At 48.5% G+C, this 22,550-nt stretch carries 19 protein-coding genes; 8 read left to right on the top strand and 11 right to left on the bottom strand.

Translation table 11 applies throughout. From position 1 onward, the window contains the following. Positions 1-4: 4 nt before the first annotated feature. The 6 genes from N288_RS06795 to N288_RS06770 form a co-directional block, all read right to left on the bottom strand. Positions 5-2,929, bottom strand: a complete 2,925-nt coding sequence (locus tag N288_RS06795) for a bifunctional diguanylate cyclase/phosphodiesterase (RefSeq protein ID WP_009794029.1) — start codon at positions 2,927-2,929, stop codon at positions 5-7. 206 nt (positions 2,930-3,135) lie between these two features. Further along, a complete protein-coding gene (locus N288_RS06790; protein WP_009794028.1) occupies positions 3,136-3,495 on the bottom strand; it encodes a YisL family protein in 360 nt (119 codons plus the stop codon). A 133-nt stretch (positions 3,496-3,628) separates the two neighbouring features. Further along, positions 3,629-4,537: a fumarylacetoacetate hydrolase family protein gene (locus tag N288_RS06785; protein ID WP_022543595.1), complete on the bottom strand. Its 909-nt coding sequence runs from the start codon at positions 4,535-4,537 to the stop codon at positions 3,629-3,631. 113 nt (positions 4,538-4,650) lie between these two features. Next, positions 4,651-5,160: a DNA topology modulation protein gene (locus tag N288_RS06780; protein WP_009794026.1), complete on the bottom strand. Its 510-nt coding sequence runs from the start codon at positions 5,158-5,160 to the stop codon at positions 4,651-4,653. Continuing rightward, on the bottom strand, positions 5,157-6,344 hold the full coding sequence (locus N288_RS06775; protein ID WP_009794025.1) for a DUF418 domain-containing protein: 1,188 nt from the start codon (positions 6,342-6,344) through the stop codon (positions 5,157-5,159). Before N288_RS06775 ends, N288_RS06780 begins: the two co-directional genes overlap by 4 nt. Positions 6,345-6,474: 130 nt before the next feature. Next, positions 6,475-8,067, bottom strand: coding sequence for a long-chain-fatty-acid--CoA ligase (locus N288_RS06770; protein ID WP_022543593.1), 1,593 nt, complete (start codon positions 8,065-8,067; stop codon positions 6,475-6,477). Positions 8,068-8,230: 163 nt separating this feature from the next. Here N288_RS06770 and N288_RS06765 point away from each other — a divergent pair, with 163 nt between their 5' ends. Genes N288_RS06765 through N288_RS06740 form a run of 6 tightly spaced genes read left to right on the top strand, consistent with a single transcriptional unit; the run spans position 8,231 to position 10,169 of the window. After that, positions 8,231-8,452, top strand: a complete 222-nt coding sequence (locus N288_RS06765) for a spore germination protein (protein ID WP_009794022.1) — start codon at positions 8,231-8,233, stop codon at positions 8,450-8,452. Positions 8,453-8,466: 14 nt separating this feature from the next. Continuing rightward, on the top strand, positions 8,467-8,697 hold the full coding sequence (locus N288_RS06760; protein WP_009794021.1) for a spore germination protein GerPB: 231 nt from the start codon (positions 8,467-8,469) through the stop codon (positions 8,695-8,697). 36 nt (positions 8,698-8,733) lie between these two features. Beyond that, on the top strand, positions 8,734-9,351 hold the full coding sequence (locus N288_RS06755; RefSeq protein WP_022543592.1) for a spore germination protein GerPC: 618 nt from the start codon (positions 8,734-8,736) through the stop codon (positions 9,349-9,351). Further along, positions 9,348-9,524, top strand: a complete 177-nt coding sequence (locus tag N288_RS06750; protein WP_009794019.1) for a hypothetical protein — start codon at positions 9,348-9,350, stop codon at positions 9,522-9,524. Before N288_RS06755 ends, N288_RS06750 begins: the two co-directional genes overlap by 4 nt. Before the next feature lie 4 nt (positions 9,525-9,528). After that, on the top strand, positions 9,529-9,906 hold the full coding sequence (locus tag N288_RS06745) for a spore germination protein GerPE (RefSeq protein ID WP_009794018.1): 378 nt from the start codon (positions 9,529-9,531) through the stop codon (positions 9,904-9,906). 44 nt (positions 9,907-9,950) lie between these two features. Next, a complete protein-coding gene (locus N288_RS06740) occupies positions 9,951-10,169 on the top strand; it encodes a spore germination protein (protein ID WP_009794017.1) in 219 nt (72 codons plus the stop codon). Between the two features lie 44 nt (positions 10,170-10,213). Here N288_RS06740 and N288_RS06735 read toward each other — a convergent pair whose 3' ends face one another. From N288_RS06735 to addB, 3 genes are all read right to left on the bottom strand, one after another. After that, entirely contained in the window at positions 10,214-10,516 is a 303-nt protein-coding gene (locus N288_RS06735; RefSeq protein ID WP_009794016.1) for an HNH endonuclease, read from the bottom strand. Positions 10,517-10,593: 77 nt separating this feature from the next. Continuing rightward, positions 10,594-14,358 carry a helicase-exonuclease AddAB subunit AddA gene (addA, locus tag N288_RS06730; protein WP_009794015.1) on the bottom strand — a complete coding sequence of 1,255 codons (3,765 nt, stop codon included), beginning with the start codon at positions 14,356-14,358 and terminating at the stop codon, positions 10,594-10,596. Continuing rightward, entirely contained in the window at positions 14,351-17,842 is a 3,492-nt protein-coding gene (gene addB / locus N288_RS06725) for a helicase-exonuclease AddAB subunit AddB (RefSeq protein ID WP_009794014.1), read from the bottom strand. The genes addA and addB overlap by 8 nt, the downstream gene beginning before the upstream one ends. 365 nt (positions 17,843-18,207) lie before the next feature. Between addB and N288_RS06720 the strand changes: the two genes are divergently transcribed. Further along, entirely contained in the window at positions 18,208-19,335 is a 1,128-nt protein-coding gene (locus N288_RS06720; protein WP_009794013.1) for an MFS transporter, read from the top strand. Between the two features lie 116 nt (positions 19,336-19,451). Here N288_RS06720 and N288_RS06715 read toward each other — a convergent pair whose 3' ends face one another. Then, a complete protein-coding gene (locus N288_RS06715; RefSeq protein ID WP_009794012.1) occupies positions 19,452-20,000 on the bottom strand; it encodes a GNAT family N-acetyltransferase in 549 nt (182 codons plus the stop codon). A 73-nt stretch (positions 20,001-20,073) separates the two neighbouring features. Next, positions 20,074-21,582: a class I adenylate-forming enzyme family protein gene (locus tag N288_RS06710; RefSeq protein WP_009794011.1), complete on the bottom strand. Its 1,509-nt coding sequence runs from the start codon at positions 21,580-21,582 to the stop codon at positions 20,074-20,076. Between the two features lie 140 nt (positions 21,583-21,722). Here N288_RS06710 and N288_RS06705 point away from each other — a divergent pair, with 140 nt between their 5' ends. Further along, entirely contained in the window at positions 21,723-22,280 is a 558-nt protein-coding gene (locus tag N288_RS06705; protein WP_009794010.1) for a cysteine hydrolase family protein, read from the top strand. Positions 22,281-22,550 lie beyond the last annotated feature (270 nt).

Here is a 22,550-nt window from a genome sequence, read left to right as displayed (position 1 = left end):
TAATCTAGGACAGATTCAAAGCAGCTTTTTTGCCAAGCTCTTCTTCAAACTGTTCAGCGCCAAGCGGCCTGTGTATAAAGAACCCCTGGGCAAAATGGCATTTCAAGTCCTTCAGCAGGCGCATTTGCTCTGCGGTCTCCACTCCCTCGGCAACCACCTTGACATGCAGGCCTAGCCCCATGGTGATGATTGCATTCACAATGGCAATATCAGGCGAGCCGGATCGAAGATTATCTATGAAAGATCGGTCAATCTTCAATGCATCTATAGGCAAATGCTTCAAATAGCTCAAAGAGGAATAGCCAGTCCCGAAATCGTCAATGGCAACCCTTATGCCGTTCCTCTGGAGCTCCTGTATCACAAGGATGCTGTTCTCCATATTCCGGAGCATTGAGCTTTCTGTCAGCTCCAGAACCAGAAACTGCGGTTCAAGCATTGTTTCCTTCAATACCTGAAGGACCTTATGCACAAAACCCGGCTGCTGGAACTGATGTACAGAAACATTAACAGACACAGTTAAGCTCCCGAGCCCCTTATTATGCCATTCTTTCGTCTGTCTGCAGGCGGTCTGCAGCACCCAATGGCCTATTTCATTAATCAGGCCGGTTTCTTCAGCCAGCGGGATAAAATCACCCGGAGATACCAGTCCAAGCTTCGGATGATTCCAGCGGATCAGCGCCTCGCTCCCATATATGGCACCAGTTTCGAGATTGGTCAGGGGCTGATAGCAGAGAAAGAACTCTTTCTTCTGCAGGGCTTTTCTCAGATAGCTCTCCAGTTCCAGCTTAAGCAGCGTCTGCTCATTCATCTCCGTCGAATAGTATGTAAGCCTGTTTCCCCCCTGATGTTTTGAACGGTTCATGGCAATATCGGCATTTTTCATCAATGTTTCTTTTTCATGTCCATCACCGGGATAGAGGCTGGCACCTATGCTCCCGGTTATAAAGAATTCCTGCTCCCCGTAATAGACTGGGGAGGAAATTGCCTGCAGAATATGATTGGACAGCTTCGTGACCCGGGAGGAGTCCGCCTCCTTCGCAAGGATAAGCGTAAATTTATCTCCGCTGAACCGGCCGAAAAAGGATCCGGGAGGGAGGATTGCTTCAATCCTTCCGGCTATCTGCCTGAGTATCTGGTCGCCGGCATAATGTCCCAGGCTGTCATTAATCAGTTTAAAGCGGTCTATATCCATAAAAAGAACAGCAAGCGGGCGCTTCTTCTTCTTTGCCTTCTGCAGCAGATCATCAAGTTCTTCCATGAACTTCAGGCGGTTTGGCAGCCCTGTATCTTTATCATAATAAGCAAGCTGGGTCATTTCCTGTTCAATTCTCTTCTGCTCGGTGATATTCCTTCCGATGCAGTATATGCCTGCAGGCTCACCCTCCACAGTAATTGGGATATTCTTCAGTTCATAAAGATTCCTGGCCCCATTTTTTGATTGTATCTCGAGGTTATAATACTGCTCTTTACCATTCACCGTCCGGTAGAAATGCCTCCTGACCCTGGCCACATCCCGGCTGTCGATGAACCTGAGCGCCGGTTTCCCGATCACCTCTTTTTCATTGAAACCGAAGTTGCGCTTAAAGGCTGGATTAATGCTTGTAAAATTGCCCTGCATATCTGTCGAATAGACAAAATCGGCGTTGTTGTCAAAAAGGGACCGGTAATATTGCTCCGAAACACTTAAACTATTATTCAGCATCTTTATATCATCCTTGGAAGCATGCATCAGATGGGTTAAAGCAGAGAGGGTACGGAAATGCTTAGGTTTGGCATATTCACCAAACCCTTTGCGGACCTTCGTCACATGCTGCACTCCTTCTCTGATGGAAAGGTATGTGAAGGCATGTCCCACCATCTTCGGAGGACCATCTTCCTTTGCGGCAATTTCTCCATATGTAAAAAGTCCTGATACAGGAGCAATTTCCTGTAACCACGACAGCTCCTTATGAGTAAAATCAAGGAGGAATCCTTTTCTTGCAAGGCATGCATAGACAAAAAAGGCTTCAGCAGGCTTCCTCGCCAAATTTCGCAGATCTTTAACAGATGCCTCGATAATTTCATCAATATTCTGATAAGCAAATGCAAGCTTTTGTCCTTCTTTTACAGGGCGATTTACTTCAACTGCCCCATTTCCCAAAACTTTTGTTATGAAAATGGAGGCCTTTTCTTCATCCCCCTCCAGCAGAAAGGGAAATTCAATCCCTGATGCCGGCAGGCCCCTGACGAGCTCTTCCCCAAGATATTGCTTCAGAATCTGCAGCGGTTTCTTATCATCAATGCTAAAAATCTGATTATGCCGGGCTTTTGTGACTTTAAAGCTTTTGCCGATTTCCTGCCACTTGTAATTGCTGCCCGCTTCAACGATAAGCCCTTCGTTCTGGAGCACAGCCGCGGAGACTCCCCTCCCTGACGTTTCTCCGCCGGCAAAGACAACAGTTTCAGCCATATTCCTGTGATTCCCTGCCGCTCCTCCTGCAACTGCTATATCAGGACGGATACTATATACACCATCAAGGACTGCCTGCATATCAAGGTCAAATCCAGCCGAAAAGAGGATCAAGGCTTTGGCATCATATGAGGCAAGCGCCGAGGCAATGCTTTTGCCCATTTCAAATGGATTCCTGTAATCCCCGCTTTTAAACAGTCCTGTTTTCACCTGGGTTTCCTTGAATAATGAGAAAGTGATGACCGTCTCTCCTTCAAGCATTTTCCCATTGTATATCTCACCCGCAGAAGTACAGCCGATCATGGCTGCAGAAGGCAGATGTTCCTTCATTGTTTCCTGTATCTCATAAATATCCCTGCAGTCTTCTGCACCTGAGAATACCTGCACAAGGACATTAGGATATTCACCAATTGCGTTTTCCTGTATATATTGAATCAGCCTGCTTTTATGTATATATCTACAGCTTAAAGTTAATATCATGATCTCCACCACAATTATGTTATTTTATCTATATGATAAAAATACCATATTTACCGTTAGATAACATTGCTATTATAGAAATATTGTATGAATAGATGTTTTCGCAGCATGTTAGAAGAGGAGCCGGAAGAGGAAAATACGGCAGGAGCGGTCTATACAGACCCAAACAAAAAAACTGCCGGAGCAGTTTTTTTGTTCTGTGCTTTTTATGCAAAAGGATGGAATCCAAGCGGCAGCCTCAGTCCGAGGTAGATAACCAGAATGGCAGCCACAACGAACTGGACCCATAGGATGGAAGTTTTCTTTCCTTTTGTAGTGCGGATGATGATCATTTCAATCATGGCAATCACCCATAAGCCAAGAAGTGCCTTCAGTACATACAGAAGATCGATATTGATCCCCGAAGTCAGCATCCAAATGCCCGTACCGATGATCAGCAGGTAAAAGAGCCTTAAGATCATCTGAACGACCTTTACACCTTTTGCTTTGCCGCTGTTATGCATTCCAAGCGCTGCGAAAAATAAGACAAGTGCTACAACCCAGGTAAAAATATGAGCGTGTGTCATTCACCAGGCCTCCTATTAAAAATTCGTTTAAATCATACCATATCTGCATGGAAAAGCCTAAGATAAACACAGCGCTTTAAAGAGCCGGCCATGATTTTGTGACATTTGTGTTAAAAAAATCATATTTTCCAGCTTAACCCTCTATCCTGTTGCGGAGCGTCCCTATTTTTTCCACGGTAACTTCCATTACATCTCCGGGGTTGAGAAAGCGCGGAGGCTTGAATCCCTTCCCTACCCCTGCGGGTGTGCCAGTAGCAATGATATCTCCCGGCTCAAGGGTCATTCCCTTTGATAGCTCGGAAATGATGACTTCAATTGGAAAAATGAAGTTTTCCGTATTGGAGCTTTGCCTTACCTCCCCATTGATCTTTGTCTCAATATCCAGCCTGCCTGGGTTTTCAATGGCAGATTTATGGACAATCCATGGACCCATCGGACAGGTGGAATCAAGGCTTTTTCCAATAAAAAATTGCTTATGCTTTGCCTGAAGATCCCTGGCCGTTACATCATTGATGATCGTGTAGCCGAAAACATGGCTGAGGGCTTCTTCCTCACTGATGCCCCGCCCAGCCTTTCCTATCACAACAGCCAGCTCGCCTTCATAATCCAGCTGCTCCGTCACTCCCGCATGCGAAAGCACTTCCTCTTCCGGACCCGAAACAGATGTCGGCGCCTTTGTGAAAACCATGATATGCTCAGGTATGTCATCCTTGCTTCCCATTTCAATGGCATGCTCAGCATAGTTTTTCCCCACGCATAATATGTTTTTGACGGGCTTCGGAATTGGGGCCAGCAGCTTCACTGATTCGAGCGGAAGCAGAAGCTCCTTCCCTGCTTCATTGCCTTTGGCCCAATTCAGGAGCTCACTTGCATTATGTACAAATTCTTCCCCCATGGAGACTGCCTCCAGGAGCGACTCAGGGATTCCCTTGATCCCGCCCCTTCTTTCTTCCGCCTTAGCGAGGGGAAGAATCAGATCAGTCCCTTCTTCCAGGACCCCGATAAAAACACCTCTTCCATCTTCAGCAGTTGCAAATCTCAACCTCATCACCTCTATCTTTTTATATTTCTAGTATAATACAAATTTTCTGAAAGCGCCTTGATGGAAAACTGCGGACAGAAAGAGACCTGCAGGGCTTTCCTGCAGGCACATTCCTAAGGCCGGGTAAGACTGAGAAGGTATTCCTCTGTTTCCTCCGGACTATGGAATATATATACTTCCTTCCCTTTCGCAGCGGAAAGTTTGGCAAGGATGGCCGGTGCATTATCCTTCTTATAGCGGGCAATCCACTTTAAAAACTGCCAGTCGAGCTGTTCCGGGCATCCCTCTGCCATATCCGGCCTTGTGCGGCCATGATTCATGACTCTTCGTTTCAGGGCTCCATACAAACAGCGGACTGTAGAATAGTTCAGAAAGAAGATAGAATCAGATGCTTCCATCCTCATGTCCATTGTTCCTCCATAGTTTCCATCAAGGATCCATTGCTCCTTCCGCATCAAACCTTTCTGAATCCGGATCCATTCCTCCCGCTCCGTCGGCACCCAGCCCTCGTGCCAGAAAAGGGAATCCAGATGGATCACTTCAATACCGGTCATTTCCCCAAGCCTTTTAGCGAAGGTTGATTTACCTGCCCCCGCAGAGCCGATGATGATGGCCTTTCTCATTTGCTTCTCCTGATCGGCGGCACTGACAGATAGGTGGCGCTTCTCCAGAGCCATTCAAACGGACCGTACTTGAACCTGGTAAGCCATAGCCTGCTTAGAAGGATTTGGAACAGATAGATCCCAACAGCAAGCAGCGTGCCGCCAGCCATAGAAATATCTCCATAAAAACCGAGGCCATAGCCGTAAAAAATCAAAGTACAGACAATCGATTGAAATAGATAATTGCTCAATGACATCCTCCCTACCCAAGTGAGCGGCATCAGCAGACGGCTGCCTTTTTCCGTATCAGCCAGCAGCGCAATCATAATTGCATAGGAGGCAGCAAGGAGCGGGCCCCCGAACAAATCCTGGAAATACTCTGTTGCCAGGTTGTCAGGACCCATATAAGGCACCAGTTTGATCAACAGTCCTGCGGCAAAGAACACCGCAAACATAATGGCTGCCCTCTTTTGGAAGTTCGCCAGCTTTTCCAGCAGCTTCAGCTTTGCCGCTCCGGCTCCGATCAGAAAAAGAGGCATAATCGACAGGAGCAGGATGATGAATGAAACCTCATTATTTACCATATACCAATCTGTGATCCTCTGTGATGTGATTTCCGCAAATGTCCCGTCCTTGTATACTTCACTCGATGAGACTGCTGATTCCAGGTCATATAAAGAAGTTTCGCTGTCCGGGACAAACAGGACTGTCACCAGCATCAGCAGGCCCATAAGCAGATTGGGCAGGATATACAACAGTATTCCCGTTATCAGAAGAGCCTTCCCGGACAACCGGAAGAATAATAGGGCTATCAGGCCGAATACCGCATAATTCACCAGTATATCTCCATGCCAGATGAGAAATGCGTGCAGAATGCCCGCTGCCAGAAGGACAAGGAATCTTCTTGACCCTATGGCCGCAAAGCTGTAGCCCCTGTCTATTGCCCTTTCCCTCAAAATGATCACCCCGTATCCGAACAAAAGGGAGAATAAAGGATAGAAGCTCGCTTGGGCAAAAATATCGATGAAAGCATATACTCCTTTATCAAGAGAGCTGTCCCACCATCGATGAGGATCCAGATACAAAAGCGGGGAGTGGAAGGACATCATGTTTACGAGGAAGATGCCAAGTATAGCAAAGCCCCTCATCATATCAAGTGAAGCAATCCGGTCTTTTTCTTGTACAGGCAATAATTTATCAGGCATACAAATCTCCTTTTCATAGTCTACCTATTAATAATAGATAGGCAGGCTAAGAAAGTCCACCAGGATTTGCCAAGCCAGCCTTTTTGCCATAAAAAAAGGCCACAGTCCGCGGCCCTTTCTCATGTTTGCTTTAGTTGACAAAACGCCCGCCTTTTCCGTCAGCCTTCCAGTATTCTTGACGGAGCCGGATTTTCTGTATTTTTCCGGATGCGGTCTTCGGAAGCTCCTTCACGAAGGTCACACCTGTTATAGCTTTAAAATGAGCCAGCCTTTCCCTGGTAAACAGGATGAAGTCTTCTGCGGCTATTTCTGCATCTTCCTTTTTCACAATGAAGGCATGCGGCGTTTCTCCCCATTTTTCATGAGGCACGGCAATGACAGCAGCCTCGAGTACAGCCGGATGGTCATAGAGCACCCCTTCCACCTCAATGGAAGAGATATTTTCCCCTCCGGAAATGATGATGTCCTTCTTTCGGTCTACAATATCTATATTGCCGTGAAGATCCACAGTGGCCATATCTCCTGTAAAAAGCCAGCCGCCGCGGATCGCTTCCATCGTCGCCTCTTCATTCTTCCAGTAGCCTTTCATGACTCCATTGCTTCTTGTGATCACTTCACCTATTTGCTTACCGTCATACCTGACAGCTTCTCCGTTCTCATCAACAACCTTCACTTCACAGCCAATCATGCTATAGCCGGCTTTTGCTTTCATTCGGTATTGTTCTTCCTCCGGCAGATTTGATAGATGGGACCGGATAGAAGAAATTGTGCTGAGCGGGGAAGATTCCGTCATTCCGTACACCTGGATGAATTCCCATCCCAATTCCCTTTCTGCCTTTGCAACAAATGCCGGCGGAGGTGCAGAACCGGCAATGACTACACGAACATCTCCTCCTGCCGGCAGCTTGCTGCTGCCATGATATTGCAGCAGCGAATTAAGAACCGTAGGCGCCATATGGAGGACTGTCCCATTGTGCTTCATCAGAGCCTGGAAGATGGTTTCAGGATCTGCCTTCCTCAGGCATACCTGGGATGCGCCGTTTGCAGTGTAATAGAAAGGCGACCCCCAGCCGTTGACATGGAACATAGGGAGCACATGAACAAGGACGTCCTTGTCGGTTACCCTGAGATGGTGCATCGTGCTTAAAGCATGAAGATAGTTATTCCGATGGGTGAGCATGACTCCCTTTGGATTTCCGGTCGTTCCGCTTGTATACAGCAGGCTGCAGACGTCATTCTCATCCAGCTGCACCCGGGGAAACCGGCCCTCTTGCTGCTCTTTGAGCCAATCATCATATCCCACTTCTGCCGTTTGGTCATTTTTATAATGGACAATAATTTTTTCAACTGTCTGGAGCTGTTCCTTGACCGGCAGGATAAGATGATAAAGATCCTGATCGGCAAACAGGACCTTCGCCCCGCTGTGGTTCAGTATGTAAAGATAATCCTCCGGCTTCAATCTGATATTAAGCGGGACCATGATGCCGCCTGTCTGGAAAACACCATAAAACCCTTCCAGCATCTCCACTGAATTCGGCGCAAGATAGGCAATCCTGTCGCCTTTTTCCACCCCAAGCCCCTTTAAGCCAAATGACAGCTTGTTCACCCGGCTGCCCAATTCTTGGTAGGTAAAGCTCCGTTCATCGGCAAAAATGGCTTCCTTATCAGCATACAGCGAAACGGCGCGGTCTAAGAATTGTGTGAGCAGCAATGGTACTTGCATAAGCAGCCTCCTTAAAAGTCTGAATTTACTGTCATTTTATCATATCTTACTTTTAATTACACAGCAGGATAGCTTCAGCACCATTATTTTGGGCTTTTTTATCACACTCCTGCCATAGGCACATACGATAGTACAGAAACCAATAGTCAAAGGATGTTTTAATATGCCGGCAATCGTAGGAGTCGCACAGGTAGTATCAATCGGAAGCAGTTCTGTCTTCCATATCGGGGATGTCTACAAAATCATGCCTCTTTCCAATGCCAAAACCTTTTCCGGCGCTGGCTCGTTCAATACCGGAGATGGTCTCAATGTCTATAACAGGCAGAGCACGACCAATACGTTTGACCAGGACGGGGTCGATCAGGGCAATTATTTCAATGCTTGACATAGGGTGATACTATGAATTTCTATATACAGCAAACAATACAGATTAACAACATTCGTATAGGCGGATTGACTAACTCATCAGTCTTCCAGATTGGAAGTGCAGGAATCATTAAGCCTGCTTCCTTTTTGTATAATACCGGGGGATTCTTGGAGCCTGCACCCCAGGCATCGTCTCCAGGGGGAACGCCAATCGAAGCGCCGGCAGTTCCTCTCACGCCGAGTGCCCCCGCTTATGCCAGGTAACGTCCAGGAAAACTATACAAGAAAAGGGGTGGCCGCTTGAATCAGGATTTTTACACGTATATGCAGAAACTCCATCAGTTTGTCCAGTATCAGGACAGCAGGATCAAAAAGCTGGAGAAATTGGCCGGCGAACTGCAGCAGCAGCTGATTGCACTCAAAGACCGCCCGCCGATACAGGTTGATACCATTGAATACAAATTCGACCAGCTGAAGGTTGAAACCTTGGAAGGGACACTGAATATCGGATTGAATCCGTCGGAGCTCCAGGGAATAGAAGACTTTGCCGTTAAAGGCAGCAATGTCTCTGTTCCGGCCAACCCGCAGGGGCAGATGCAAAGAATCGTGGAAATTGAGGAAGATATCGAAGCTTTCCTTGAGAAAGATCTGCCGCAAGTCTTTGCAGAAGCAGCCGCTGCTCTGGATATGGAGGCGGACTCTTCCTATCTTTCTTTCATAAAAGAAGATGTTAAAAAACAGCTGCCCAGCAGGGTTGATTACTATGTGAAGCAGGCTCAAAATAATCAGCAGATGGCAAGGAATCCCGAAGGCTGGTGGAAAGAGGCAGCTTCCCTGATAAAAGGGGAGATCCGCAACGGAGTGAAAGCCTTCCTTGGGAATCTGCCCGAAAATATGAAAGGGATGAAGAAAGAATGAACTTCGAGGTTTATAACAGAGACTTGAATGTAGGCAGCATCCGCGTACTCGGTGTATCAAGCTCCTCTCTGCTCATGGTCGGGGACACCCAGACCATCCAGCTTGCCTCAACCTTTGATACTCCGGCGGAATCCCTTATAATAGGACCCTTCGTGCCGCTGACTCCGGAGTGATGACATGCTTCAGAGAACAGCAATAGTCAATAAACTGAATGTGGATACCGTCTCTTTTTCCTCCATCTTGCAGGTGGGAGATTCTGAGTTTATACAGGCGTTTTCAAGAGCGCTTGCCGTACAGCGCCAAGCTGAGGTCTTTTTCGCAAATGAGGGAAGGTACAGTGATTATTCTATCTTTACAGAGCCCCTTCCCCTTCCAGCCCTTGAAGATCCCCTTCAAATGTATGTACATCAGGGCAAACCAGCCATTAAAGTGGATTCTATAGATATTATCGGTATATCAGCTTCATCACTGGTTCATATCGGAAACAGCGGCCATGTTTCTATGGAGTCGCGCGTCAAGCATATCCGCCAGCTCCTGCCTCTTCAGGAAACCTGACCGAAGGGGCGGAGAAGCAATGCCAGAAAAAAGGAAGTGGTACAATGCCTGCAATCATCGGACCTGTGCAGATTGTCAACGTTGGAGGGGGAATTGTGCAATTCGGGGATGCCCTGTACATCTCCCCAAAAAATAACTCCAAATCAACGAGCGGCCAGGGCGCCTTCAATACGGGCGGATTCATCATCACAAATAACGGCCTCAATGCCAGCAATGTACTTGACACCAATCTGATAGATCAGCCAAACGTCGGGAATAACTAAGGGCTTCCGTTCCTTCCGGCGTCATAACAGCAGCCTTTGCAATCTCAATTTTTTCTTGCATTCGATTTTTTAGCCTTCGTCAGCTTTGATGAAGGCTGTTTTTTAATCCACTTCAGATACTTGGCTATCTGGGGATCATCCTTCAAAAGTTCGATCGTATTCAGCCTCACTGCCAATTCAGAATTCGGGTATAAAGCATGGATCTGCTTATGACACGGAATGCATAGATTGGCCGTCGGCAGGAATGTTCCGCCGAACTCCTTCGGTGTTAGATGATGGACCGTCACTGCGACAGGCTTACGTCCGCAGAGCTCGCATATACCCTCTGCATGGCTTTTTTTCCCCATGTGGTCAGCTCCTTCCCCAACTTCATCTTAATGAACAAAAAAGCAAAAGAGTCTCCCCTTTTGCTTTCCTATTATCCCTATTCCAGCTTTAAAATATGGCCTCCGTCAAAAAAGAATAGATACCTTTCATCAACAGGGTCCTTAGTAATAGCCTCATAAGCTTTTGCATACAGGCTTATCTGAACATCATACCGTCTTTTGAGGACCGGCATTGCCTCCTCAAATCCGCCCGTGTAGCGCCCATGGATGCTGTCAGACTTATAATCAAGCAGGACTGTACCGTGCTCATCCTCGAAAATGCAGTCAATGATCCCCTGGACAAGCACCGGTTCTTCTGTGCCCTTCCAGTCCGGGTAGGCGGTTCTTGCCGGCAATGCCAGGTTGAAAGGAACCTCCCGCTGGATCCTTGCAGCCTTTCTCATCCTCTGGCCAAGAGGCGATTGGAAGAATCCCGCGATGAGGGCCGGGTCTATCACCTGGACTTGCTCATCCGTGAGAAGCTCCCGATCTTTCATCTCCGCCAGTTGTCTCTCAATGGACTCTTCTGTCACCGGATTGGAAAGGTCTGCATGCTGCATGACCATATGCATCGCCGTGCCCCTTTCGGCAGGTGTCATTGATTTCTCCTGCATGAACCTTGGCCGGTTCAGGATCGGCTTTTTCAGATTCCTGACGAGATCGCTGCCGCTCTCTTCATCCTTCACTTCACTCTGCCGCTTCATTTCTGAGACAGATTGCTTTGACTTATGGGAAGCTGCGGAAGGGTAGCTGTACTGCCAGGAAAGTGAATTCTTTATTTTTTCTTTAAAAGGGGACTCAGCCGGGACCGGTTTGCCTTCATATACGCTGTCAATCCACTGCTCCCCGGCTTCATCACTGTCCTCATCCTGAGCAGGAGTGACGGCTGCCTGCCTGACCTCAACGCTCCAGGATGAAGGATGTAAAGCGATTTCTCCCTGGCTTCCTGCTGCGGCATCCTCCTGCCCGCTTCTCAGTGGCTCCCCGTCCCGGTGGCGGATAAGTGCGGAGCCGATCCAATCAAGATAGCTGGAAGCAGCCGCCCGGTCATATTCATCCAGCAGCCAGCTGTCTTTTTTGGCACCCTGCTGCCAGCCGGCCAGTTTTTTGTCCGCATTTTTCACGCTTGCCACAAGAAAAAGATGTTCTTTGGCACGAGTCAGTGCTACATACAGAACGCGCATTTCCTCTGCCAGCATTTCCATCTTCTTTTTCCTTTTAAAAGCAAGCTGTGGCAGGGATGGATAGGAAATCCGCTTCTCCGGATTCACATATTTGGCCGCAAATCCGTATTCCTTATCAAGCAGATAGGTTTTTTTCAAATCCATCGTATTGAACTGCCTTGCCAGGCCTGCAGCAAAGACGACAGGAAATTCAAGCCCCTTGCTGCTGTGGATGGTCATCATCCTCACCACATCCTCCTGTTCGCCGAGTGCGCGCGCTGCACCAAGGTCATCGCCCCGTTCCCTCATCCGTTCAATGAAACGCAGGAAGCGGAAAAGGCCCCTGAAGGAAGTTTCCTCATATTGGCGTGCCCGGTCATACAGTGCCCGGAGATTAGCCTGTCTTTGCTTGCCGCCGGGCATCCCTCCGGCAAAGTCATAGAAATGCGTGTCCCGGTACAGCTGCCAGATCAATTCAGAAAGACCGCCTTTCCTCGCCATCGATCTCCATTCCGCAATATCCAGGAAAAACGGCTTTACTTTATCATACAGATCCCCGCTTTTCTTTGTTTCACAGAATGCCTTCATCGCTTCATAGTAGGAACCCTTTTTATCGGCGATGCGGATCTGGGCAAGCTCTTCTTCGTTAAGGCCGACTATCGGAGACCGCAAAACAGAGGCAAGCGGGATATCCTGATGCGGATTGTCTATCACTTTTAAAAGGCTCATCATAATGGTGATCTCGGTAGCTTCAAAATAGCCTGAAGACAGATTTGCATAAATCGGAATTCCCTGCTTTTTGAATTCCTCCATAATCTGCGGAGCCCATGTCATCGACCTTAGAAGGATGACAATATCGCGGTACATTAAAGGACGATATGCTCCCGATTTCGGTTCATACACTTTTTTCCCGGATGACAGCATTTCTTTGATTTTCTCAGCCATCAGCCTTGCTTCATGCTGTGATTGCTCGAGATCCTCAAGGTCATACCCTGCATCCGTTTCATCTGCTTCCCCGCTTTCGGCCTTCTCCTGTCCGTCCAGGTCGATCAGATGAAGCTCAACAGGATACGGAAGGTCTTCAGGATACGAAGCTCCCTTTACAAGCTCGGCAGCCTGGTCATAATCGATTTCCCCTACTTTTTTTCCCATCACCTGTTTGAAAAGGAAGTTGGTCCCGTCAAGCACTTCCTTTCTGCTGCGGAAGTTTCTTGCAAGGTCGATCTTTAATCCTGTTTTCTCTCCGTCCACAGTAAAGCGAGTATATTTGCCGAGGAACAGATTGGGTTCTGCCAGCCTGAACCGGTAAATGGATTGCTTCACGTCTCCAACCATAAACAGATTGCCAGTCTCTTCCCCCTCCTTCGTCACGAGCTGCAGGATTGCTTCCTGGACCATGTTGGTGTCCTGGTATTCATCAACAAGCACTTCCCTGAAATGGTCCCGGTAAGTAAGAGCTGGCTCTGAAGGCAGGATGGCTCCCTCCTTCCTTGCAGAAGGATCAGAAAGGATTTCCAGGCAAAAATGCTCCAGATCAGCAAAGTCAACAAGTCCCTTCTCACTTTTCACACTGTTGAATTTCTCTGAAAAGGACCGGACGAGCCGGACGAGTACATCGATATGCGGCTTCATCTCCCCAATATCCCGGATGAAGCTTTCCGGCCTGCGCGAAAAGAATTCCGCCTGCAGATCCTGGATCATTTTCTTTGCCTTATCTCTATACTTTTGGGCCTGCTTGACCAGATCGGGATCATATTCATCGCCTTTGCAATTTTTCGCACGGCCAAAGCTCCAAAGCTGCATGGCTTCATTTAAACTGGACCAGGAATCATTGTTTGCGGCAATCAAGGTCTCAACTGCCCTGATATCGTCCATATAATTCTCTGCCCTTGGAGCAGGCCCGCCAGGCGTTTTGGCAAGCTCAAGCGCATTTTCCAGCAGCTGCCTTGCTCCCTCAAGCTGCAGTCCGATATCAAACAAGACGCTTGACATGAACGGAAGCTCTTCCAGTTTTGCATCACTGCTGACTTCGTACATGTCCGAGATTTTATCGAGATATTGATCTGGTGCCGGATTGGACCGTGCAAAATCGTACAGTTCCCTGATGATATCCTGGAGGGCTGTGTCACTCCTGTCGCTCGTGAAAGCATCGACCAGCCGGTAAAAGTCTTCATTGTTTTCCTTGCCGTATTCTTCTTCGAACAGTTCTTCAAGGACTTCATCCCTGAGGAGCTGCCCCTCTGTCTCATCGGCAATGCGGAAGCCGGGATCGATATCGATCAGATAATAATATTTCCGGATCACTTCAAGGCAGAATGAATGAAGAGTGGAAATCGAAGCCCTGCTCAGCAGGCTGAGCTGCTTGCGCAAATGCGCAGACTGCGGATCCCTGTTTATCGCCTTCTCAAGTGCCTCCCCGATCCTGTGCCTCATCTCTGCGGCAGACGCATTCGTAAAGGTCACGACGAGGAGCTCATCCACATTGACCGGCTCTTCCCTGGATACGATCTTATTGATGATCCTTTCAACCAGCACTGCCGTTTTTCCGGAGCCTGCAGCTGCAGCCACAAGGATATCCTGGCCCGAAGCCATGATTGCCTTCCACTGGTCATCTGTCCAGGCTGCCCCCTCCGGCTTTGGAGGAATAATAGCTTTAGCCATTCTCTCCCGCCTCCTTTCGTATCTTATCCATCAGTTCTTCATTTGACTTAGGGGAAAGCACCCTGTACTCATTCGATTCAACCGATTCATCAAACTGGCAGACTGACTTGAACGAACAGAATGTACAAGGCACCTTGTCCTTCATTTTATAAGGGGAAATATCTGCTGATCCGCTGATGATCGCGTCCCCGGTTTTTGTGTAGGTTCCCCGGACAAATTTCCGAAGGCTCTCGAAGTCGTCCCTTGTGGCTACCTTCGACCTTTTCGTGATGGTGCCGTCCTTTTTAAATCCAGCCGATATAATCGAGGAGTCGCCGGAATCAAGTGTCTGGTCCATGAGCCTTAAAACATTTTCATCGCCGAGAAGAAGGCCGTTCATTTTGAACTTCTTAAAGATCTCCTCTTCAATCTCATCGAGTGTGAGAAGCTTCGGAGAGTTCACAATCGGATTATGGACATGGAAGTACATGACTCCTGCAGGATCGGCCTTTTTCCCTGCTATATCCCCTGAGTGGGTGATGATGATGTCCAGGTAGGTAAGCATCTGCAGAGCAAGCCCATAGTAGACTTCACTGATATTCAGATCCCTTGCGCTGGATTTATAATCGATCACCCGAAGGTATACGCCATTTTCATTTTCCGCTTTATCAACCCGATCAATCCGGCCGACCAGCTCCATGTTCGTCCCATTCCTCAACTTAAAGGACAGAGGCGGAAGTTTATCCTTAGGGCCAAAGCCGAGCTCAAGGCCGACTGGGGAGAACCCGCTTGCCCTGCTGTGCTCGCTCAGTATATACGAAGCCCTGCTGATGATATTTTCGAGCTTACGCTTGATATAAAAGTGGCGGTTCGAGCTCAGCAGTATCTCATTCTGAAGCTTTGGCGCAAGCATCTCCACCGCTTCTTTGGCAAGCTTCTCGCATTCCTGCCTTGTCATGTCAGACCAGGACATCCTTTTATCCATGACGGTCTCAGCTATGAATTTCAACGCAGCATGGAACAGATCTCCGATATCCGGCGCTTCCAGGCGGAAGACCTTCCTGTCCCGGAGCTTCAGGCCATGCTGGGCAAAATGTGAAAATGGGCAGCTGTGGAAAAGCTCCATCCTTGATACACTTGCCTGGATCGTTTCCCCGTAAAGCTCCTTGGCAGCCTCTTCCGAAAGCCTGGCCGTTCTGTTTTCGTAATGCAGGCTGGAAAGTACTTTTCTGGCCGTGTCCCCGAGCCTTGGATGGGCATGATAATAATTGTAGACATCCCACCAGATTCCGCTGATTTTATAGCCTCTTTTATTCATCTGGAGCTGGGAAGCCAGATAAGAAAGACTCGTATCCTCGTTCATGGCGAATAATAGCTGCTCCTCCTCAGGAAGTTCGAACGGATCGGCCATCCACATCAGCTGCCCCGCCTCCGGGAACAGTTCGTTTGCCCGGCTGATATAAGGCGACGGCATCAGTGCCTTGCCCTCTTCATTGGCGAGCGGATAGCTGATGTACAGATGGGAGGAAGGTGTGGAAAAGGCGCGATAAGCCAGAAAATCCTCATCCAGGAGCCTGACCTTGCTGCCATGGGCAATTTTAAGCCCTGACTGCAGAAGCTTCTCCCGGTCAGCATCAGCAAGCACTCCTTCCTCAGTGAACTTGCCAGGCAGGACACCCTCATTCAGCCCGATGACAAACGCTGCCTTTATATCCGACAAACGAGATTTGTCCAGATCTGCTGCGAGCACCTGGTCCATAGCCGGCGGAACAAGAGAGAAGCGGAGAGATTCCATTCCTGAATCAAGGATTGAGGCAAACTGCTTCATGCTGATCTTCTCATCCCCGAGCATTTCTACAAACTGGTCCAGAAGCTCCATGACAGCATTCCAGGCCTGATCATGTTCCCTTGCCTTTACAAGATTCCCCTTATCTTCCTCTTCCAGCTTCCAGCGCTCCAGCTTCGTCGGTATATCCAATTCCTCCAAATAAAGATAGACAGCCTCGCACAGCCTTCTTCCGCTGTCGGCCTTCTTAAGCCTCCTGGAGAGCCGGAGTATCGGTGCAGCGATCAGGTCCCTCATTTGATTCAGCTCTTCTTCCCGCTCTTTTTCCAAGTCGGTCTGGACGATCTGCTCAAATTCAAGCCCCCTGATGCGGCGGTAATTCCAGCGGTCCTTTTTTGTCCACTTCTCGCCCTGGACACCATATGCCAGAACATAGTTTTCAAGCTTGTCCATTTTTTCCCTGATCACGCCAAGATCCGCCCGGGACGGAAACAGCAGTTCGGTTTTGACTGCGCGAAAAACAGGCTCATACCTCCAGTAGCCGGTAATGACCTCAAGTGATGAGCGGATAAGCTCAATAAGCGGATGGTTCATCATCGTCCGCTTTTGATCGATAAAAAACGGAATCCCGTAATCATCAAAGATGGTTTCAATGATGTCATGGTAAACTGATCCATTCCTCATTAAAAGGGCAATGTCTTTAAATCGGTATCCCTCTTCTGCTGCCAGTCTCTTAATCTCTCTGGCCGCACCTTCTATTTCTGCTCTCCTGTTCACTGCCTGTGCAATATGGACGTTTGCTTTTCCTGCAAAAGGCTCGGCAGGCCTGCTGCTGAAGGCTCTTTCCATATGGCGGAGCGAGTCATTGTCCCAGCGCTGCTGACCATTGAGAAGCACTTCCTGTTCCATCTCGGCCCCGGCCATCCCCGCAATCTCATAGACCGACTGGTATGATTCTGCCGACATCCTGAAAAGATGAAGATCTTCCGGGACTGCTGTTTTATATGGCCTGTCAAGCGTAAATGTCACCGTCACTCTTTTGCAGACTCTGATAAGCTGCTCGATGATCATATATTCCTGGGGCGTATAGCTGTAAAAGCCGTCGATATACACCTCGGCATTTTTCAGGTACTCCGACATCCCTGCTTTTTCAGTAAGAAGGCGGAAATAGTCTTCAGAATCTACGTACTTGCCAAGAAGGCCTTCTTCGAACTGCTTATAGATCAATTCCATATCATGCAGCTTGTCCTGAAGCCCCCTGCTGCCCCTTCGGGATTCAAGTTCTTCCCGTTTCCCTGCAAGAGCTCCCGGCTCAATGCAGTACCGTTTGAATTCTGTCAGCATCTGCTCCATTTGGCCGATAAAGCCGTTCTTGCCTGCCGCCCGCTGAAAGATTTTCAGTTCATCTTTTTTATCTTCAATTATTTTTCTGATGAGCATATTAACGCCGGTGCTGTTCAAATGATAGCGGCTGATCCCGCCTGTTTCCTGCAGCACCTTCCAGGCAAGCCTTGTAAATGACAAGACCTGTGTACGGATCATCCCGCCAAGCCCCGGGGTTGTGATGAGCTTATATTCCGAAAGAAACGTCATCTGCTCAGGCACCAGATAAACAACTGGATGGCCATTCGGCTCGATTTTCATTTTCTCCCTGATTTCTTCAAGGCAGAGCGAAGTCTTGCCGCTGCCGCTCCGGCCTAATATAAAACGTACAGACATCCGTGGTCCTCCCCTATTATCCATCTTCCGGATTCCGTTCGGCCGTGAAGGCTTTTCGGATACCCTTCATTCTGCTATTTAAGTGCGAAAAAGGCGCAGCTTGTTCTGCGCCTTTGGAAAAAACAACTCTATTTTTATACCAGACAGCATGGAAGCGGCTGTCCTTATTTATCTATTATTATACTATTTTTCCGTCACTGTTGCCAATGGGATACACCTGGATGGGAACAACTTTCCAGCACATCCCCGCGTGCATATATTGATAAAAACAAAAGAGACAAATCCATAAAGAAACGCAGGCTGTAGCGTAAGCATAAGAATCTTCAAGCCCCAAAAATTTCAAAAAAGGAGGGATAACTCACGCTATGAAACCAGGTTTGTCCGTCTCCGGAGCCCTGCTTGTCATTTCCGGGATACTGGTCGCTTCGAATATTTATACCCTCATTCCCATATACGGTGAAATGGCCGCCTCTCTCCATGCAGATGAAGGAGCAATCATCACAGCCGGAAGCCTTTTTTCCATCTTTTATGCCATGGGCCTTTTAACATTCGGCCCCCTGTCAGACAGGGCAGGCAGAAAGAAGGTCATTGTCTTTGGGATGCTCGCTTCTGCGCTTGCCACCTTTGCGGTCGGACTTTCCGGCAGTGAAGTCAGCCTTCACTTCCTCCGGTCACTTCAGGGATTTGTTCTCGGAAGTTTTGCACCTGTGGCTTTTGCCTATTCTTCCGACTTATTTTCGGGCCGCGGAAGAACGCTTCTGCTTGTGCTCATCAATACGGGCTTTCTCCTTGCAGGCATACTCGGCCAGCTGATCAGCTCTGTCCTTACCCTGCATTATGGCTGGCAATCTGTCTTTTTATTTTTTTCTGTATGCTATCTCGCGCTATTCATTTTGGCCTGGATTTTGCTGCCTGCGACAGGAAAGCCTGCAGTCCAGGGAAGCGTCTTTTCATCCTTTGCGGTCCTGCTGAAAAATACCAGGCTTCTGTCATGCTATGTGATTGCTTTTACTCTGCTGTTTTCGTTTGCAGCTTTCTATGACAGCCTTGCGCGGCAATTCAGCGGCACCTTCCAGGAACTGTTCCTTCTTAGGGCGGCAGGCATGGCAGGCGCCATTTTATCCCTTTTCACCGGCAAGTTAATTGAAACATTCGGGGTTTACCGCACACTAATAACCGGCCTTTGGCTTGGGATCCTGAGCATGTGCCTTCTTCTCACAGGGGCGGAAATGCTTGTTATTCTATCAGTCTCTTTCGTCGCCTCGATCTCTCTCTTGATTCCTTCGATCATCACATTGATTGGATCATTGGGCGGAGAGCGGCGCGCCAAAGCTTTATCACTCTACTCTTTCGTTCTCTTAACCGGGGCGAGCCTTGCCTCGCCAGCTGCCGCCATCCTGCCTTTTGCCGGGGTGCTCATTCTTCTGCTATGCTGTTTTGCAGTTGATTTGGTGATTGTTCATAGGCTTGAGAAGGCGGGGAGGGATTTGTAGGGGGAAGGGGTAAAGCAACCCCTCTTGCTTCTGTCCAAGAGTGACCGATATAATCGCCCTGTCGGTCATTCCTGCCCGCCGCAATTATCTTGTCAGCACAAAAAGCCCGGAATCTGTCATTCCGGACTTTTCTGCCTTTCTCTGCGGAGGAGTCCATAGAGGAACATATCATATCTTTGCCCGTTTCGTTCCATAAACTCACGGAAGGCTCCTTCTTTTTTAAAGCCGAATTTTTCATACAGCCTGATGGCCCGGCTGTTATAGGAAAACACGGTAAGCTGAAGGCGATGGAGATTCAGTTCATTGAAGCTATAGTCAATCAGACATTGAAGCGCTTCTCTTCCATATCCTTTCCCCCAGTGCTCTTCGCTGCCGATGCCCAGGCTGACCCAGGCAGTCTTATGCGTCCAAAGCACACCATTAACCTCAGCAAACCCGATTACCTTTTCAGTGTTTTTATGGATGACAGCAAATCGGAACGCATCACTGGTTTCCTCCAGCCATTGCTTTTTCAGGTCATCCTTCGTCCGCGGCTTTACAGGCACCGCATCAAGATGGCGCATAAAAAGCTCTCCTGTATGCCACTCCAATATGTTTTCCAGATCTTTTTCCGCAAAATAGCCTAGTCTGATATTTTCGCCTTCCAGCATTTTCTCTGTAATCATAAGGATCTCCCCAGTTGTTTCCAGCAGGCTTTCAGCCGCCGGGAGTACCCTTTTATTCGATAGGGATGCCGAATTATCCTTCTTTAGCAGCTGCCATTTCTGCCGCAGTCATTTTCAGCTGCTTTTTGTCGATCTTTCCCACATGGGTCTTTGGAAGTTTATCAAGAAAATAAATGAATTTAGGTACTTTATAAGCAGCGAGCTTTTGCCTGCAATAACCCTTTATCTCATCTTTGGTCATGGCAGCTGCTTCCTTCAGCACAATGAATGCCGTTACTGCTTCCCCCCATTTCCGGTCATCGATCCCAATGACAGATACTTCATCCACTTGCGGGCAGGAGCCCAGCCACTGCTCCACTTCGAGCGGATATACATTTTCCCCTCCGGTGATGATCATATCCTTCTTCCGTCCGACTATATAGAAAAATCCTTCATCATCGACTTTTGCGAGGTCACCGGTATAGAGCCAGCCATCTCTTACTGCGTCCTTTGTGGCCTCTTCATTATTCCAGTAGCAGGAAAAGACATGGCGCCCCTTTATCAAAACCTCTCCAACTTCTCCATTTCCTGCCTCGACGCCTGTTTCTGCCAGGATCTTCACCGTGTTGAACAGCATCGGCCTTCCGATGGATCCTTTTTTCAGCACAGCTTCCTGCGGGGAGATATAAAAATTATTCGGCCCGGCTTCCGTCATGCCGTAGCCCTCTTTGAAGTGCAATCCTTTCCTCCTGAATTCTTCATAAATTGAAAGCGGGCACGGAGCACCTCCTGAAAGAAATACCCTCATGGATTCAAACGAGCCTTCCTTAAATTCATCTGTATCTATCAGCATATGGTACATCGTAGGCACAAGCAGGATGATGGTGCACTGATATTCCCTGATATAACGGGCTGCATCAGACGGATTGTAATTCCCGGCGAGCACAACTTTGCCTCCGGCCAACAGCAAAGGCAGAGTAAGGGCGTTGATGCCCCCGGTATGGAACATCGGCAGATAAGTGATGGTCGTATCCTGGTTCGTAAGCCCCCAGCTGACTGCCGTATTGACGGCATTCCACAAGATCGCCCGGTGGGAAAGCACAGCTCCCTTCGGCTTCCCGGTCGTCCCCCCTGTATAAATCATGGCAAGGGGATCCTCCTCATCGACCTGCCATGGAGGAATGAATGGGCGGCCAGGCATCCTGAAGGGTGTTTCATCCAGGCAGACAGACTCATATTGATGCAGCTGCAGGCGTGATGCGAGTTCAATGAATGAATAATGATAGCCTATAATTACGGGTGTGCAGTCTGCCAGTATAGCCTGGATCTCTTCCGCCGCAAGCCTCCAGTTGACCGGCACGAAAATAGCCCCGATTTTTCCGCAGGCAAACAGAAAGTCCAGACAGCTTATATGATTAGGCGCAAGCAGCGCGATCCTGTCACCTTTTGCAGCTCCCCTTTCAAGCAGCCAGCCCGCCAAAGCCTCCGCCCTGCTGTTCAACTCTTTATATGTCCAGGATTTCCCCTGTTCAGCGTCAATAACTGCCACGGAGCCGGGCGACAGCCCCGCTCTATTGGTCAGCCAGTCGATTTCCCTCCACAATGCAATCTCTCCTTCATCTTTGATATGGAGAGTGTAAATAACATCAGTTGCAGAAGAGTTACACCTGGATGATTTTCCATACTCCGGAAATAATAAAGCTGAGTTATTAATCCGAGAAAAGAGGTGCGCCTTTGAAAAAGATGGATTCTCCGCCAGCCCTGCTTGTCCTGGACGTGCAAAAGGGCTTTGACGACCCTTATTGGGGGAAAAGAAACAATCCCGCCGCAGAACAAATCATCGGGCAGCTGCAGGATGAGTGGAGAAAAAGAGGCTGGAAGATCATTTACTCGCAGCATTTATCGGTTCAGCCGTCTTCTCCTTTATATCGTGATAATCCAGAGGGTGTGAGCTTTAAAGATGCCAATGCCCCGCTGCCGGATGAGAAGGTTTTTCAGAAAGAAGTGAATTCTGCATTCATCGGTACAAGCCTGGAGTCCTATTTAAGAGGCGAAAATATCCAGGATGTCTGTATAACTGGCTTATCGACGCAGCATTGCGTTTCAACCACTGCAAGGATGGCGGGCAATCTGGGCTTCACCACCTATCTTGTTTCCGATGCTTGTGCCGCGTTTGAGGCTAAAGGGATTGGAGGCACGGTTTATTCTCCTGAGCAGGTGCATGAGATTGAATTGGCGATGCTGAATAAGGAGTTTGCCCAGGTTGTGACTGCTGGGGAGCTGGCGGGGTTACTTGTTTAAAAAGCTATAGCTTATGAGGACAAGCAAAAAAGGGTTAGAAGAGTATATGAGGCTGCTATTTTCCGTTCCAGGCACTTCGCTTTCCGCGGGGCAGCGCTGAGCCTCCTTGTCGTGCCTCCTGCGGGGTCTCAGCCTTGCCGCTGCAATCACGCAGGAGTCTGCGTGCCTTGCACTCCAATCAACAGGGTTTTAAAACTTTTTTGGATATACAATGAGTTTACTAAAGAGCTATAGAGGTTAATAGCATTTTCTATCTCTATAAACTCCTGT

Source organism: Bacillus infantis NRRL B-14911 (assembly GCF_000473245.1).
In the GTDB taxonomy this organism is placed as follows: Bacteria; Bacillota; Bacilli; order Bacillales; family Cytobacillaceae; genus Bacillus_AB; species Bacillus_AB infantis.
This window is presented reverse-complemented; position numbering and strand designations above follow the sequence as displayed.

Bases quoted from the DNA above. Each gene is read 5' to 3' on its own strand.
- N288_RS06750 (WP_009794019.1), top strand. From the start codon at position 9,348: ATGAACTTCGAGGTTTATAACAGAGACTTGAATGTAGGCAGCATCCGC.
- N288_RS06770 (WP_022543593.1), bottom strand. From the start codon at position 8,067: ATGCAAGTACCATTGCTGCTCACACAATTCTTAGACCGCGCCGTTTCG.
- N288_RS06735 (WP_009794016.1), bottom strand. From the start codon at position 10,516: ATGGGGAAAAAAAGCCATGCAGAGGGTATATGCGAGCTCTGCGGACGT.
- N288_RS06745 (WP_009794018.1), top strand. From the start codon at position 9,529: ATGCTTCAGAGAACAGCAATAGTCAATAAACTGAATGTGGATACCGTC.
- N288_RS06765 (WP_009794022.1), top strand. From the start codon at position 8,231: ATGCCGGCAATCGTAGGAGTCGCACAGGTAGTATCAATCGGAAGCAGT.
- addA (WP_009794015.1), bottom strand. From the start codon at position 14,358: ATGGCTAAAGCTATTATTCCTCCAAAGCCGGAGGGGGCAGCCTGGACA.
- N288_RS06780 (WP_009794026.1), bottom strand. From the start codon at position 5,160: ATGAGAAAGGCCATCATCATCGGCTCTGCGGGGGCAGGTAAATCAACC.
- N288_RS06790 (WP_009794028.1), bottom strand. From the start codon at position 3,495: ATGACACACGCTCATATTTTTACCTGGGTTGTAGCACTTGTCTTATTT.
- N288_RS06715 (WP_009794012.1), bottom strand. From the start codon at position 20,000: ATGATTACAGAGAAAATGCTGGAAGGCGAAAATATCAGACTAGGCTAT.
- N288_RS06720 (WP_009794013.1), top strand. From the start codon at position 18,208: ATGAAACCAGGTTTGTCCGTCTCCGGAGCCCTGCTTGTCATTTCCGGG.
- N288_RS06705 (WP_009794010.1), top strand. From the start codon at position 21,723: ATGGATTCTCCGCCAGCCCTGCTTGTCCTGGACGTGCAAAAGGGCTTT.
- addB (WP_009794014.1), bottom strand. From the start codon at position 17,842: ATGTCTGTACGTTTTATATTAGGCCGGAGCGGCAGCGGCAAGACTTCG.
- N288_RS06775 (WP_009794025.1), bottom strand. From the start codon at position 6,344: ATGCCTGATAAATTATTGCCTGTACAAGAAAAAGACCGGATTGCTTCA.
- N288_RS06760 (WP_009794021.1), top strand. From the start codon at position 8,467: ATGAATTTCTATATACAGCAAACAATACAGATTAACAACATTCGTATA.
- N288_RS06795 (WP_009794029.1), bottom strand. From the start codon at position 2,929: ATGATATTAACTTTAAGCTGTAGATATATACATAAAAGCAGGCTGATT.
- N288_RS06740 (WP_009794017.1), top strand. From the start codon at position 9,951: ATGCCTGCAATCATCGGACCTGTGCAGATTGTCAACGTTGGAGGGGGA.